Annotated in this window: 14 protein-coding genes; 12 read left to right on the forward strand and 2 right to left on the reverse strand. The window is 46.7% G+C overall.

The window, feature by feature from the left end:
- Positions 1-3 precede the first annotated feature (3 nt).
- From ssuD to MKY73_RS07360, 3 genes are all read left to right on the forward strand, one after another.
- A complete protein-coding gene (gene ssuD, locus MKY73_RS07350; protein WP_339306582.1) occupies positions 4-1,161 on the forward strand; it encodes an FMNH2-dependent alkanesulfonate monooxygenase in 1,158 nt (385 codons plus the stop codon).
- A gap of 175 nt (positions 1,162-1,336) precedes the next feature.
- A complete protein-coding gene (gene sfnG / locus MKY73_RS07355; protein WP_339306584.1) occupies positions 1,337-2,413 on the forward strand; it encodes a dimethylsulfone monooxygenase SfnG in 1,077 nt (358 codons plus the stop codon).
- Positions 2,414-2,526: 113 nt separating this feature from the next.
- Entirely contained in the window at positions 2,527-3,732 is a 1,206-nt protein-coding gene (locus MKY73_RS07360) for an acyl-CoA dehydrogenase family protein (protein ID WP_339306586.1), read from the forward strand.
- A 393-nt stretch (positions 3,733-4,125) separates the two neighbouring features.
- Here MKY73_RS07360 and MKY73_RS07365 read toward each other — a convergent pair whose 3' ends face one another.
- Positions 4,126-4,692: a DUF421 domain-containing protein gene (locus MKY73_RS07365; protein WP_339306588.1), complete on the reverse strand. Its 567-nt coding sequence runs from the start codon at positions 4,690-4,692 to the stop codon at positions 4,126-4,128.
- A 131-nt stretch (positions 4,693-4,823) separates the two neighbouring features.
- Between MKY73_RS07365 and MKY73_RS07370 the strand changes: the two genes are divergently transcribed.
- From MKY73_RS07370 to MKY73_RS07380, 3 genes are all read left to right on the forward strand, one after another.
- Positions 4,824-5,477 (forward strand): ribonuclease H family protein, encoded by a 654-nt coding sequence (locus MKY73_RS07370; protein ID WP_339306590.1) that lies wholly within the window; start codon positions 4,824-4,826, stop codon positions 5,475-5,477.
- A 211-nt stretch (positions 5,478-5,688) separates the two neighbouring features.
- The gene (locus MKY73_RS07375; RefSeq protein WP_339306592.1) at positions 5,689-6,558 is read left to right on the forward strand and encodes an alpha/beta hydrolase; all 870 of its coding nucleotides are present in this window, start codon (positions 5,689-5,691) and stop codon (positions 6,556-6,558) included.
- A 299-nt stretch (positions 6,559-6,857) separates the two neighbouring features.
- Entirely contained in the window at positions 6,858-7,847 is a 990-nt protein-coding gene (locus MKY73_RS07380) for a serine/threonine-protein kinase (RefSeq protein WP_339306594.1), read from the forward strand.
- A 176-nt stretch (positions 7,848-8,023) separates the two neighbouring features.
- On the opposite strand, the gene MKY73_RS07385 is transcribed toward MKY73_RS07380, so the two are convergent.
- Positions 8,024-10,078, reverse strand: a complete 2,055-nt coding sequence (locus MKY73_RS07385; protein ID WP_339306597.1) for a VWA domain-containing protein — start codon at positions 10,076-10,078, stop codon at positions 8,024-8,026.
- Positions 10,079-10,654: 576 nt separating this feature from the next.
- Between MKY73_RS07385 and MKY73_RS07390 the strand changes: the two genes are divergently transcribed.
- The 6 genes from MKY73_RS07390 (at position 10,655) to MKY73_RS07415 (ending at position 16,058) form a co-directional block, all read left to right on the forward strand.
- Entirely contained in the window at positions 10,655-12,823 is a 2,169-nt protein-coding gene (locus MKY73_RS07390; protein ID WP_062835607.1) for a hypothetical protein, read from the forward strand.
- Between the two features lie 184 nt (positions 12,824-13,007).
- Entirely contained in the window at positions 13,008-13,433 is a 426-nt protein-coding gene (locus MKY73_RS07395) for a hypothetical protein (protein ID WP_056695746.1), read from the forward strand.
- Between the two features lie 126 nt (positions 13,434-13,559).
- A complete protein-coding gene (locus tag MKY73_RS07400) occupies positions 13,560-14,021 on the forward strand; it encodes a DnaJ domain-containing protein (protein ID WP_339306599.1) in 462 nt (153 codons plus the stop codon).
- 69 nt (positions 14,022-14,090) lie between these two features.
- A complete protein-coding gene (locus MKY73_RS07405) occupies positions 14,091-14,615 on the forward strand; it encodes an FHA domain-containing protein (protein ID WP_339306600.1) in 525 nt (174 codons plus the stop codon).
- Positions 14,616-14,658: 43 nt separating this feature from the next.
- On the forward strand, positions 14,659-15,192 hold the full coding sequence (locus MKY73_RS07410) for an FHA domain-containing protein (RefSeq protein WP_339306601.1): 534 nt from the start codon (positions 14,659-14,661) through the stop codon (positions 15,190-15,192).
- The gene (locus MKY73_RS07415) at positions 15,177-16,058 is read left to right on the forward strand and encodes a protein phosphatase 2C domain-containing protein (protein WP_339306603.1); all 882 of its coding nucleotides are present in this window, start codon (positions 15,177-15,179) and stop codon (positions 16,056-16,058) included. Before MKY73_RS07410 ends, MKY73_RS07415 begins: the two co-directional genes overlap by 16 nt.
- Positions 16,059-16,065: the final 7 nt, after the last annotated feature.

A 16,065-nucleotide genomic window follows, 5' to 3' on the forward strand; every position in this document is an offset into this window, starting at 1 on the left:
AAAATGGAATTGTTTTGGTTTATCCCGACACATGGGGACGGAAGATTTCTGGGCACCCGAGAAGGTGCGAGGGCAGTGACCTATCATTATTGCAAACAGGTTGCGCAAGCTGCAGATGAGCTTGGGTTTGCCGGGGCGCTGCTGCCTACTGGAAAGTCATGTGAAGACGCCTGGGTCGTTGCTTCCTCGCTGGTGTCGGTAACGGACAAGCTGAAGTTTCTGGTCGCTGCACGTCCTGGGCTGATGCTTCCGACCACGGCGGCACGAATGGCAAGTACACTGGATCGCTTCTCCAAAGGAAGACTTTTGATCAATGTCGTAGCCGGAGGGGACCCGATCGAGCTTGAGGGAGACGGGCTGTTCCTGGATCATGATGAGCGTTACGCATTGACGGATGAATTTCTAACCATATGGCGCAAGGAGCTGGCGGGTGAAGAAGTTGATTTTGAGGGCAAATATTTAAAGGTCAACGGTGGATCGGTTCTGTATCCGACCATTCAGAAGCCTTATCCTCCGCTATATTTTGGAGGCTCCTCTGAAGCAGCCATGGAGGTGGCTGCCGAGCATGTAGACGTATACCTGACGTGGGGTGAGCCACCTGACCAGGTGGAGGCCAAGATCAACCGAATGCGAGAGCTTGCTGCCAGAAAAGGAAGAAGTCTGCGCTTCGGCATCCGGCTTCATGTAATCGTTCGTCCAACCGCAGAGGAGGCCTGGCAGGCCGCGAATGACCTGATTGCTCATCTGGATGAAGAGACGATAGCTTCTGCCCAGAAGATCTATGCTCGCATGGATTCCGTCGGTCAACAGCGAATGGCCAGACTGCATAATGGGGATCGTTCCAATCTGGAGATCAGCCCAAACCTGTGGGCAGGCATTGGACTGGTCAGAGGTGGTGCTGGTACAGCGCTTGTAGGTGATCCTGACCAGGTTGCAGCGAGAATGAGGGAGTACGAGGCACTGGGAATTGAGACCTTCATTATGTCGGGGTACCCGCATCTGGAAGAGGCCTACCGTACAGCTGAGCTGTTGTTTCCGAAACTCAATTATGCACAATATGGCGACAACGGAGAGCGCTCGTTTATCAGCCCTTTTGGCGAGATCATCGCCAATAATAACATTCCTGATCATGTGGTAAAAGCGCCTGCGGCTTCCAAATGATGCTGTCCGCTTTTTACGAAATCTCCATTGAAAACATCATACATTCTGGCCGATTAGACGAACTAAAGGCACCTCAAACTTAAAGGTTGTAGGTGTCTTTTTTGTTGCATTCCACTCCGGTAGAGAGGGCCTTGGCCCTTGCCTATACATCATTCCATTGAAGAGGTGATTCCACATGTCCATGCAATTCGCGTATTGGGTTCCTAATGTAAGTGGGGGTCTGGTGATCTCCAGCATCCCGCAAAAAACAGGCTGGTCATTTGAGGATAACGCGAGGTATGCCAAGATCGCAGAAGATGCGGGCTTTGATTATGCGTTATTGCAAACCAGATTTATGGCCAGCTATGGGGCTGAAAATCAACTGGAAGCCATTGCTCTTGCCTCCGCACTGGCTGTGGTTACAGATCGCTTGAAACTGATCGCAGCCATATTGCCTGGATTATGGCATCCCGGTCCAGTAGCGAAAGCAATCACGACGATTGACCATATCAGCAAGGGGCGAGCTGCCGTAAATATTGTCAGCGGCTGGTTCAAGGGAGAGTTTCATGGATTTGGAGAACCATGGCTGGACCATAACGAGCGTTATCGTCGCTCGGAAGAGTTCATCCGTGTCATCAAGGAGCTGTGGACGCAAGAAGAAGCCAATCACCAGGGAGACTTTTACCGTATTCATGAAGTGCCGCACAAACCCAAACCAGTTACACTTCCCCCTGTGTTCCAGGGAGGGAATTCGGCGGCTGCACGCGATATGGCTGCACGAGTTTCGGATTGGTATTTCATGAACGGGAATAACATTGAAGGCTTCCGTACCCAGATTGAGGATGTGACCGGGCGGGCTGCGTCCTACAACCGCAAGCTGCAATTCGGAGTCAATGCTTTTGTCATCGTGAGGGATACGGAAGAAGAAGCATTGGAAGTGCTGCGCCAGATTATTCTGCATGCTGACCCCGAGGCCGTGGAGGGCTTCCGCAGTCAGGTTCAATTTGCAGGCAAAGCTTCACCTGAACAGGAGGGAATGTGGGCGAATTCCAATTTCGACGACCTGGTGCAATATAATGACGGGTTCAAAACCGGTTTGATTGGTACCCCGGAGCAGGTGGCAGACCGAATCATTGCATTGAAAAAAGTTGGAGTAAATCTCATTCTAACTGGTTTTCTTCATTACGATGAGGATATTCAGGCTTTCGGTGAGAAGGTGATCCCACTGGTTAGAGAGAAGGAGGCGGCGCTAAGCCGGGTAGCGGCTACCTGAGCAGACCATCGTTTTTTAATAGATGGAATGGAATGAAGTGAATTGGATTGGCACATCTGTATCCGTGTTTTTGAGGGATTTACCCCTATTATAATTAGAGGAGAGATGACACTATGAGTATTCAAGCAGACACCATTCACACCCAGCCAGACTATGAGCAATTGAGAGTTGAAATTCGGGGGATTGTCGATGAAGTTATTAAACCACGTGCTGAGGTGATCGACCGTGAGGGCCGTTTCCCACGTGAAAATCTGTCCGCCCTTGCTGAGGCTGGATGGAATGGGGTGCTGATTCCTGAGCGCTTCGGTGGACGGGGACTGGATCATGTCGCCTTTGCGATTGCCGCAGAAGAAATTGCCAAGGGATGCCCTTCGACTTCACTGGTGTATGTCATGCATGTTGGAGCCGTTCAGACGATCGCTCTCTACGGAGATGAGGATCAGAAGGAGCGCTGGCTGAAGCCGGTACGTCATGGCGCTATCGGTACGTATTCCACAAGTGAGCGTGCTTCGGGAGGTCACTGGTGGTTTAATTTCAGCGAGGCTTCCCGAGACGGTGAGGATTATATTCTGAATGCCGAAAAGTCGTTCACGACAAGCTCGGGACAGGCTGATTTTTATGTGACCCGGACTCGTACGCCAGGAGCACAAACCCCGACAGATGTGAGCTTCTTCCTTGTCGATGGTCAACTGGAAGGCATTACTTCCGGCGTGTGGGATGCGCTCGGTGTTCGTGGTAACCACAGCGGACCCATTAAATATGAAGGTGTCCGAATTGCAGCTCAGGATAAGCTCGGAACCGAGGGGCAGGGTCGCGAAATTCTGGAGAGTGGTGTATCGCCCGTATATCTGATCGGCCTGGGCTCAACCTGGCTTGGAGTTGCCGAGGCGGCGCTTGAGGCTGCATCCGAATATGTAAAGGGCATGGTTCATCGGGATTTTAACAAGCGTTTAGCCGATTACCAGATCATCCGCCAACAGTTGGCTGAAGTGAAGGTGCTGATCTCCAGCCTGAAGCCTTGGCAGTTATCTCTTGCGCGGCAGCTGGACGAACTTCAGGCACAGGGGAGACCGCAAGTTGAGCTGTTCCTGCCGCTGGTTGAATTCAAAATTCATGCTGCCGAAGTCGCGAATAAAGCGACCAAAGCAGCGCTGGATGTTACCGGAGGTTATGGTTATAAAAAAGGCGTGTTTGAACGTCTCTTCCGTGACGCACGTGCAGGCATCGCCATGGGGCCCTCCAACAACATCGCCAGAGAGTGGATTGGCAAGTCTCTGGTCGGTCTGCCACTGGAGCTGTGGTACGAGGGAGGCGATTAATTCACGCATAAGCTGAAAAAGGAAGAGGATGTCCCATAAGTCATGAATATGACGGGGGACATCCTCTTTGCTGTTTATTTTGTTTTGGTTTAATGAACCTGACACACGATATTCGCTCTCTTTTGCCCAGATCTGAGATCTAACGAATCATAGAGACGCTATTTCGTCCAATCACTGGATTTTTTAGGTTTGGAATCCCTTTTATGACGTAATAGCGTTACTGAGGTTCGTTAAATCTTGCAACCATTGATGATCTACCTTTTAAGGTACGGTAGGTTCGTTAACCATTGGAACGAGGGCGAATTCCTTTTGAGACAGCAGGCACTGCGTGCTGGGAGCTGCACGCAGTGCGAAAACTCTTCCTTTTCTTTTGCGACGAGGGACAGGCAGTAGCTATTCCAGTGTGGAGTCCAGCGGATGAGAGTGTCCATCCTGGATGACCTCCTGGAACAGTTTTTTGGATTCCGTGGGCCACGTACCTTGCTTCAGGAGTGCTTCCAAATCACCAATGGTTACTGGGCGCGCGTGTCGTTTGAGCACATAACCGAGTTGCCCGTTTGGTTCCATCGTGGCCGTTTCCAGATCGGTAATACTTGTAATTCCTTTTTCCCGCAACTGCATCTCCAATTGGTCCACGGAAAAGCGCATATGTTTCAGATTCGGTAAATTCAACTTCCCATCTTCCACGACAACCTTGGATTTTCCGCTCATCATTTTTTCAAACCAATTAAACTTCAACTGTAATTGTTCAACGATCAGAAGCATGAGGATAAATACCGCCGCTGACCCGATCGCTTTGACTAACTCATGATTCGCAATTGGCTGCACGATCGTTGTTCCGATCGAGATAATAATGACTGTCGTAGCTACACTCATTTGCGAGATGGATTTACGTCCGGCAATCCGTAGCAGAATCATGCCAATCAGTACAAGCAAGATGGATTTCCATATCCAGTCCATTGGTTGTATTCCTTTCTATACCAAATCATGTGTCGTATTCCTTAGCTTGGACGAACAACTTAACTTTCATTCCCCCCTCCCAATCGTTTACAATAGGGTACTGATGAAGTTAAACAAAGGAGCGGGTCACAGTGGCAAAACAGAAATACTATGTTGTCTGGGAAGGGAAGAAGCCAGGCGTATATAACACATGGGCAGAATGCAAAGCGCAGACGGATCAGTATACCGGAGCTAAATATAAATCGTATGAGTCCAAAACGGCCGCAGAAGAAGCGTATCGTGCCGGGTGGAAAGGGAACTGGGGCTCAAGTGCCGGCGGAGCATCGAAGAAGAAGTCAATGGGTAGTGGAAGAAGCGCAGGCATGGAAACGTCGGAGGAAGTGGATTACGACAGTATCTCTGTTGATGTGGGTACACGTGGTAACCCCGGACCTGTAGAATACAAAGGGGTAGACACCCGCACCGGTGAGACTATTTTCTCTGTTGGACCGATCTCCAAAGGCACGAACAACCTGGGCGAATTCCTGGCCATTGTACATGCCCTAGCATATCTGAAAAAAGAAGGCAGTACCAAAACGGTATATACCGACTCGGTCAATGCCATGAAATGGCTGAAGCAGAAAAAAGTAGCCACGACGTTACCAAGAGACAACTCCACGGAAGAGATCTGGCTGATGATTGACCGTGCGGAACAGTGGCTCCAGACGAATACGTACAGCAATAAAGTATTGAAATGGCAGACGAAGCAGTGGGGCGAAATCAAGGCCGATTACGGCCGAAAGTAAGTATTCATACAAAGGATGCCTCCTTTATTTCTGGTCTATTAGAATCGTTATTTACAATTTCCAGTTTCCGCTCTATAATCATCTGAATATGATTAGTTAAACATATGGAGGAGCCTGTCATCTGCAGGCCCTCTTTATCTTTTTGGTCCATTGGTTAGCAAGTCCATTTGCTAGAATCAGTTATTTTGAGTATATATTGCAGGAGGCAGACATGAGTTCCATTTATAGAAGTGAAGAAGGCAAGAGCAGCATACTTGAAGAGTATGAGATTTATTTGAACGAGTTGGGTGGGGAATTTACCCGGGAGTATGTGGAGACACGTTTTGGAAAGACACATGTTCTACTGACGGGCCCTCTGGATGGCAAGCCGTTATTTATTCTCCAGGGCGGGAATTGTGTGAATCCGATGACGTTGTCATGGTTCTCTTCTTTATTTAAAGAATACCGGATTATTGCTCCGGATACGATTGGTCATCCCGGTTATAGTGAGGAAGCGAGTATCTCGACACGGTTTGATAGTTTGGCATTATGGGTGTCGGATCTGCTTGACCACTATGAGATTGAAAAGAGTGCGTTTATCGGTCCATCGTTTGGAGGAGGCATCATTCTCAGACTGGCTACCTACATTCCCGAACGTATCTCGTGTGCCGTATTGGTTGCTCCTGCGGGTCTTGCGGTCAACTCCAAAATCAAAACAGCTCAGGATATCACGCTGCCGCTCGTCAAGTATCGTATGACGTCTTCACCATCTTCCCTGCAAAAAATTACGGACACCATGTCGTGCAACTGCATGAAAGAAATGGATAAAAACATTATCGGCAAACTTTTCAAATATGTCAGTATAGATCAGGATCTGCCCAAACTCACAGAGCGGGAAGAACTGGTGAACTATACGTCTCCGACCCTGTTATTGGTAGGGGAGAAGGATGTCTTTTTCCCAGCGGATAAGTGTATTGAACGTGCTCAAAAAATTATTGCGAATGTGCAAGCCATCAAGTATGATACCGGACATTTTCCTTCACAGGACGTATTGGTGCAGATGAACGAGGAGATCGGGCGTTTCTTACAGAAGAATTATTAAATCAAGCTGCACTTGAAGGATGAGAAATGTTTTTCTCCAGTTTAATAAAGTAATTACAGCCATTTGTCGATACTGTATATACGAGAATCTTTTTCTTCTATAGAATAGTGTGGATAGGGAATAGCAGTAGATCGTGGAAGTCTTGATATCATTAATATTTAAATATTTCGCGTTGAGGTGTTTCAAAATGCGTCATTTGGTTTATATAGATGGTTGGCGATGAATTGCTTACTGGTTGAACCAAATGATGCATTTACGCGGAAAGTCTTCCGATCGACAAGGTTGAAAAGAGGTCTGTTATGAGAAAAGACAATTGCAAAATGGCATTGCAACGCAATGTGATTATAAATGATACATATCAGGTAAGACAGGTAATAGCCAGCAGTGAGCTGGCTATTGTATATGCAGGGCGAGATCGTAACACAGGTGCCAAGGTAGCCATTAAGGAATTTTTCCCACAGAGGCTGGCTGAACGAAAGGCAGACAAACGTGGGGTGTTCTGTTCTTCGCGAGGGTACGGTGGGCAATATCAGGAGTTATTGGCTGCATTTCTGCTCGAAGGTGAACTGTTATCAAAACTGGATCATCCTCATATTGTTTCGTATTTGGATCATTTTGAAGCGAATGATACAGGGTATCTGGTTATGGAATACTGCACGGGAATCACATTGACCGAGTATCTGAATGAACGCAATCATGCGCTTGATGCTGCCTTTATAACGGAGACGCTGCTTCCACTGGTGGATACATTGGATTACATACATAAGCAAGGCATTCTTCACCGGGATGTGAAACCTTCCAACATTATGGTTATGGAGGATGGTACACCCAAACTTCTGGACTTTGGCTCAGCTGCCCGTTGGCCGATGCAATCCGGAGAGAAACAGGTGATATTCACATCGGCAGGTTACTCTCCACTGGAGTTCTATTCGGAGAAATCCAGTCAGGGACCGATGTCGGACATCTATAGCCTGGCGGCTCTGCTCCATTATTGGACTTGCGGGCAACCTCCTATGGACGTGAAACAGCGGTTGTTCCAGGATGAATTGCCATCCGTTCGCTCACATAATGAGTATGTGAATCCGTGGCTCGCTCGTGTTATTCATTGGGGGCTGATGGTTCGTTCCGAGAAACGCTGTGCTTCCCTGGCCTGGGTCAGAAGCTCGCTGCGAATTCAAGCCTGGGTGTGGAAAGTGCGCAAGCCAGGTACAGTGGAATGGTCTTTAGCCGAGAATGAACATACGCAGGTCTATGAAGTGGAGTCGAAAAAGCAACATGAGACGGCGTAAGCACGCGTGACCTATGTTTAGATACGATTAAATGAAAGCATAGCTGTTAAATAGGTGTAAAACATAAACAAGCCAGTTCTTCCCCTTACATATGGGGCGAACTGGCTTGTTTTCTTTTATATTTTAAGAGAGAACATACATCAGCTTGCTTCATTTCCACTTAGTTAACACGTAGTTTACTGTGGATCTCTCTTTTGTCCTACATAGATATTGGTACTTGGTTTGATGGCTTTGTAACGAATTTCGATCTCCGTAACACCATCCTCAAACGTAATATACAACTTTTCATTGTACTCCATAGCTTCCGTGTGTCTGTGCTTCACTGGCGTTCGGCCTCGGACAACCGTACAATTCGTATCGTGCCGTACCAATAACGTTTCTTTCTTACCCGCTTCCAGCCAGATTCGTCCCGCTTCTGGTACTTTGACCCTGATGTCCATACGATCAAACAGTTCACTGAGACTTACTTTTCGGCGTTCCAATGAAGTGAGAGGCCAATTGGTCACCGGTATATCCTCGCCGTTCGCTGTCGCTAGAAAGTATCCTTCCAGTCTTCCCCGGAATACAGGTTTTGGCTTCATTACGAACCAATACAGTGCGAAAATACCACCAGCAAGAAGCAGGCCCAATCCTGTATATAGCAGTACCTTTTCACGTAAAGAATGAATTTGCAACGAAATGTCTGTAGTTATACTTGCTCCCTCAGAATCCGTTGCTGTCACCTTGATCGTTGAACTTCCGGTGTGTAGAGAAGACCATCGCAACAGGTTGCCTTCAATGACGGCATCTCCAAGTTTGCGCTCACTTCCACCGTCTGCAAGGACATACGTTAATGGATCATTATTGGGATCCTTAAAGTGGTTGTTCAGGTCGACATCTGTATTGCTGTCGTCTTTGGATAACACCATGGATACGCCGGTGGCTACGGGTGCTTGATTCGTAATGTCTACTTCAACCGGAGTAATTTCGCGATAAAAGTCCGGGCCGTCGATCCGTAGTCCCCATGTGTACAAATCTGATTTGGGAAAAGTGTATTTTCCCATAAATCCGCTACCTGTATTGGTCAAAGGGATACGTTCTGTTTTTCCATCAGATGGAGTTACAATGAGTTCCGCTTCCAGTCCCTTGTACACATCCAAGTCCTTAGTGGGTTTAGGGTCCACAGCCTGATCGTAGAGTGATGCCTCAAATGTGATGCTCTTCCCCTTGACTGGCTGCTCCGTTGCCATATTTGCGACCGCAGAGACGTTGTAGTTCCCTAATAGGTTAATCTTCACCAGATCACCGCTACGGCCTTTGAATTTCAGTTTGAACTGTCCTTTGACCGGACGAATGATCTTCATCAGAGCATATTTATCAGATCGAATGAAGCTGACATTGCTCGATTGATAATAGAGCTGAGCTTCGGAGACAGCATGATCAGAAAGCATGATAATGTTGGCATCCGCCATGCTGGAGTTAGGAATATCCACGGTTACTTCCTGCATTGCTCCAGTTGCAGTCACAGCCGCTACAGACACAAGAACAGATTGAATCTGATCTGCAAAAATACGATTGAAGATTTCAGGCAGATCATCCGCACTTCCGGTAATAAAGGAAGAACCACCCGTTTCTTTGGCGATGCGCTCCAATTCTGCCGGGTTAACCGTACCGTCGCGGTTTAGTCCCACAGTATAGATGGGATAACCAGCTTGTTGTGCCATCTCAATAACCTTGTCCACATCCTTGGATGAGTCGGCAGGTGTTCTGCTCGTCGATCCTCGTAAATCCGTTTCTCCGTCAGAGAGCAAAATCATAAATGGTTTGCGTTTGTCCGTCTGTGATTGTTCAAGCAGGCTAGCACCTCGGCGTAAGCCAAGTCCTAGATCTGTATATCCTGAACGTTTTAAGCCATCCACACGGCTACGAAGGTTATTGCGAGCTCCAGAGGATGAAATCTCCATCAGTGGTACGGATGAAGTGACCTTGTCATTATAAGCTACAAACCCCAATCGGGTCTTAGGTCCACTACTCATATCCATAAACATATGTATAACTTCTTCGGCAATGCGATCTTTGTCGGTCTCATTCATGGAGTAGCTAACATCCAGGACAAACATGGCATCGAGTCCTTCATACGTCTGGGTCTTGACGGATGATTCAGCATATATGCTTCTCATGTCCCACGCTGGAATTAAAAAGCTGATGAACAAGAGAGAGAAAATTATTTTTTTGAATTTTATTAATATCATACGATGCTTCGAATCTCCTTTCTGTTTTGGGCACTACAATTTTTTTTAGAGGTCAAACTGGTTTTTGTTAAAAAACTTTTGTTTTTACTCGATAAAACCCCGTTATGCGTAGTTTTGATAAGCGAAGAATATTGCAACACCGCATACGTTAAGGTGATTCCCTCTTGATTAGGGTGAAAACTCCACTAGTCTTAAATCATTGAACATAATCCAAATTATAGGATATTCTTTATCATCGGCATGATTAGAAGGGAAGTGAAGCGAAATTCGGAAAATAGTTCTATAGGTATATCGAAGTCATATAAATGAGCTTTTAGACCTATATAGAGGAATATTGACAAAACATATCGCTGATGATTAAGATGAATTCCATAAATCTCCAAAGCAAACGGCATAATCTGGTACATAAGTTCCAGTCGTATGTTGACAGCTCGTTCTATTGGACTTGTGATGGCCTGAGAAGATGATTCTCTTAGATCATGACCATAGACTGATAGTGCGTGCGGAGTGTCAAAAATTGATGGAGGGGGGGAAGCATTCGCCTGAATGAACCATCATTAGGGGGATGTTGCCTGAATGGATATTATTAATCAAACGAACCGAACGATGCTTTTTGAAGAGATTAATCCTGAGAAAATGGATTTGATTACGATTGTCGGTGACGTAAAAGGGATCGACAGTCTGAATGATGACAAGATCAAGGAGATCAACGAACACTTGCTTGTACGAAACTTCGATGAGTTTTTGGACAAGTTTTCTCCCAGTGTGTATTCCTTTTTCAATGCGGTAAACCAGAAAGTCATGTATACGCTTAAAAAACCGGAAGGGATTCCGGATGAAGCAATCTCTGAGATCAAAATTGATCATAGCAATGACTTCCTGAGAATGTTGTTTACCCTGATCGATACCAAACGCAGCCAGGGGATTACGAATGTAGATTTTAAGTTTGAGAATTTGCTGGATATGATCTCACCGAAAAAGGTTATGGATGACATTCGGCAGGTACGGAAAGAAATTCATTACATGTACGGCCAGCATGAGAAGCTGGATGATGGGGACCCGAAGAAGTTGGATATCGGGGATAAACTTAATGTCATGTTTGAAGATGCCAGCCGGAACTATAACAATGTCATGGCGATGCTGCCACTGGCTATCGAAGATATCAAAACCCGCTTGTTGCTGGGCCGTGCTCAAGAAGAAACTTCTTCCGAAGCGATTCAGGTAGGACAACTCACGATTGGTGAGAGCGGAGAATTGAAAATTATCGAAGCTCCAAAGAGTGATAACAACGAGTTGATGCTCCTGGATGAGTCGACAAGCACAGATTTGACTCAGGTGTTTGCCGAAGATTATGATTCACTCTCCGAGGCACCTTCACCGTATGTACAGGATCTGGTCGTTCGTACATTCTGCCCACTTCCTGCGGTTCAGACGGATGTTGATACGGCAGTTGAAGTACAGAATTACAATACATACCTGGAATTTTACAAGAACGCCAAGGATGACTTTGTGAAAACCGTAAAACCGCTGGTAGAGAAAATTTTGGGTGTCAAAATGTTCTTTGATCAATATGCGACCAAAAACAAAGGCATGCTGCCTTCCATGCTGATTGCCAATGCTAAGCTGGATATGCTTGTTAAGAGCAGTAACATTCCGCGCTTGGAGACCTATCTCAACACAGTCAATGCGAAGAATGATTTTACCGACACCATTTGGTTCGGTATTGTTCCTTCCGTTGAACTGGAGAATACGGGACAAGTTCAAGTCAGTCGTGCCCGTTTCCGTGGTAACGAGAAAGTGGTTAAACAAGACGGAAACAGTATGGAATCCTTGTCCATGCTTCTGCAAGTCGTTAAAGACTACAAAGTACAAGTATTCTTCAGCTTTGAATCTGGAGAAGAGACTACATTCAGCAGTATGGCTACCGCAGGCATCGATAAATATATTGATAAATGCGCGGTATTAACTCGCAAGGACTACAGCGAATTCGCCATTCCAAGTGCTCCGAATTTCACCATTATTCCGAAAGAGAAGTCCGGTGTTGTTATCGACAGTCGTATGCTCCAGACGGAGAATGGTGTGGAGCTTTCCAAGGAGAAAGAAGACATTCTGAAGCTGTGGATTGAAGGTGTGTATGTCGGTGCGTCTTATGTATCTGCCGGAATTGTGGCTGCATATCAGTGCCCTGAGTATCTCCGAGGCGCATTCAAAACCGTGAACCGGGATTATCCAGGTGTGCGTTTTGATATTGAAGCAGGCGATAACAGTCTGCGTGTAGTGACTACGATGACCAAAGAAATCTCCGGATTCACGAACACTATCAAGGATTCGATTAACCGGAAAAACTTTGGATTTATTTTCTCATCGGAAAATGCCCAAATCCAGGATAGCGATATCAAGCGGATCACGGTATACAAAGCGAGAAGCATGGCGATGTCCGAAGATGGCTTTGATTCCTTGTATAAAACACTCGTAAGTACTTACATTGAGCGCTTGCTCCGTTTCCAGACGGGTGATTTCAAGCATGAAAATATCGTCAAATTCTTCAGCAACAATCCGAGCAGTCAGAAGAGCCGGTGGCTGGGAACCCGAGGGTCGATCAATTCGATCATTCAGGAAGGCGACGACATGAGCTTTATCATCGATGAGAAGAGCAATATGTGCCACATTGATCTGGTATTCAACGGCAACGTGAAGAACCTGGAGGTCATGATTACCAAAGGCACCAGCGCGATGAAAGTGTAAGAGGCTGGAGTAGTTACAAGTTTTGGATTTTGAATATAATTCTTCAAACAACGGATTTTAGACACTTATTTTGGTGTTAGAGGCAGCCTTTACTGGCTGACCTTATACATATATTCCGGTACCTCTCCCCAGATGGAGAGCATGCCGGGCACATTGTTTTCTAATCTTAAGGAGGTTTTTATTAATGGGTTTTGTATTGAAAGTAGAAGGCGCAGAAACAATCGAATTGGGAATGGATAATATCCGCACAGTAGTGTATGACACGGATACGCCAGATGATTCCAATGCTAGATCCACAGATGTAGGTGCAACACTTCGCATCAGTGGCAAAATTATTACAGCAACAGACGGTGACAATGCAGATGACACGATGAAACTTGCTCTGTGGTCCCTCGTTCCAGCTGAAAAAGCAGATTGCTATCGTAAAGTAACCCTGGAAGTGGTTGCAGCGGATCAAGTGGTACGCAAAATTTACATGCCTAATGCGTTCGTTGTGGATTACACAGAGCGTTTCGGAGATACCGAAGGCGTGGGTGAATTCAGCCTGTTCATCAAACAGAAAAAAGACAAAACTGAATTCACTAAAATCGAAGGCGGCTTCCCGGTATAAATGGGGGCAACTAATGTTCCGGGTCAGTTATGACTGGCCCAGAATAACGCTGTCATGTTAAGGGGCCCTGGTGCCCCTTAATCTTTATTTACGCCTGAATACGGCAGGGAGGCAGGAACGAATACCATGAAAGATTATTATGCCGTGCTTGGTGTAGAACGTGAAGCTTCTCCGAAGCAGATCAAGAAGGCTTATCGTCAATTGGCGAAGAAATTTCACCCGGATGTTAACGGGGGAGATCCGCAGGCAGAGTCACGTTTCAAGCAAGTACATGAGGCCTATAGTACACTCGGAGATCCCGAGTTAAGGGCAGCATACAATCAACAACCTCGATCTGCAGGGAATCCAGAAGGGGCAAAAGGAGCAACATCCAATACTGCACGAGAAAAGAGTGGGCAGGGCAAAAATGGACCTATGAATACCGAGAAGGTATGGTCTGATCCATCACGAATGCAGGAACAGTTTGAACAATTTTTTGGCTATAGCCCCAAAGGCAAGGAAAGCTCAAACAGTGGCAAAGCCGATCCCAATAAAGGAATGGATATGTCCGCCATGTTTGACCGATATTTCGGAGTTCGAAAAAAGTAAGCCGGTGGCTTGTAATGGATCGTGCCGGTTCAGGCGGAGGTTATGGAAGTGAGACGAGGAAGGTCGGTAATGACGATAGGGCTTGACGCATGCGTCGCCATGATTTCGTTAGCCGTGCTGTATTACATATTCATCATTAACCGGGACATCAGTGCCCAGTGGATAACTGGAATTATTGTAGTTCTTTCCGGGGGAGCATACCTATTTTTTAAATACATACCTGCCACCAAGGGGGGAAAGAAGAAGCTGTCTTCACGTGTTGTGAAACTCGTACTGTTGGACGACGACGGTACAAGTGTGAAGGAATGGTACATTCAGGGTGAGACAAGTGTATTGATCGGAAAAAGTTCGAAGAACAGTGAGGCGGACATTGATCTGTCCGATACTCCATATGCCTCCCTCATCAGTCCGCAACATGCTGTGCTGAACAAAGCCTCGGGCCAATGGTTTATCGAGGATATTGACTCGGCCAGCGGCGTAGGTGTTCGTAAGGGAAATCAAAGCAGATCATCCAAATTGGAAATCGAAGAACCCAGCCTGATTGAGGCAGGGGACTTAATTTATATTGCCAATACCCGAATTTTGGTGAAATAACGTTGGCGTACCATTATACAAGCTTACGGGGGAATGAAAAGAAATGAGTCTGACAAGATGTGGAAACGGACATATGTTCAGTACGAGACGGCACGGAAACACGTGTCCATATTGCAATCTGGCCGTCGAGTCACCGGCCTCCGGCAATAGTGAAGCAGGGGGAGCAGTCCCACGCGCGCCTCGCACAGCAGAGGATGACAGAACGATGCCATACCTGGGAGAAACGACAGGAATTGAACCGGTAACGGGATGGATGGTGTGTATCGAAGGTCCACAGATGGGCCAGGATTATCGGATTATGGCTGAAAAGAACTTTATTGGACGTTCGGAAGAGATGCATGTTCGAATCCTTGGGGATAACACGATTTCAAGGCGCAATCATGCGGTGATTGTATATGATCCCAAAAAACGGAATTTCTATCTGCTGCCCGGCGATGCTTCCGGCCTTGCCTACCATAACAACGAAGCGGTCTATTCTCCGGTGGAACTGGCTGCCTACGACGTCATTCAATTGGGATGCAGCAAATTCATTTTCATCCCATTATGTGGTGTGCATTTTGAATGGGAGCAACAGTGAATACCTTCATGATCTTGTGGAACGACAAGGAGCTAACGCCTTATTGGGTTCTGGCAGCAGGCTGTTTGTCGATCTGGTTGTTGTTATTCGTCCGAAGCCGGATTCCGGTAAGGCAACGTGACGATAGGCCGGTTGGCGTTCAGATCGGGAATGGACAGACCATTGGTGCTCGCAGTGAGCAGGATGATTATTTCGCCTGTGCCGTGGAGCCTTATGGTGTACTTGCGGTACTTGCCGATGGAATTAGCGGCTTATCTGGTGGGAAAGTAGCTAGTACAACTGCTGTAGAAACATTTATCCGTGAGTTTGAAGAGTTGGAGCGGTTTCCTGATCCAGAGGAGTTTTGGGATGCTTCTGCCCATGCGGCAAATCAGGCGATTCTTCGTAACTTGCTTGGCGTTCCGGGCGGAACAACGTTGGTATCTGCCATGATCAAGGGCAGGGAACTGTATTGGGGGGCAGTAGGGGACAGCATTTTGGCAGTGTTTCGCAAAGGTGAGCTACTTGCTATCAATCATAAACATACGCTGGAAACTCAACTCGAAGAACAGTATATGTCTGGAGAAATATCGGAGCAGGAGGCATTGGATAATCCGCAGCGCAAAAGGCTGGTCAACTATTTGGGATACGACCATTTTAAACAAATGGAAATCGCGGACGAGCCGTTTGCACTGCAACCGGCGGACAAGATTGTATTATGCAGTGACGGGGTATACAACTCCCTTACTGAGATGGAACTGGAGACTATACTGGCGAAAGACATGTCGCCATTTGATGCAGCCCAGACCATCATTGATTTGATTGAAGAAAAACAGCTCGTGCATCAGGATAATGCCACGATTATCATTGTGGAGCAAGGATGGTAACGGATCA

This window comes from Paenibacillus sp. FSL R5-0519 (assembly GCF_037974275.1).
GTDB lineage: Bacteria > Bacillota > Bacilli > Paenibacillales > Paenibacillaceae > Paenibacillus.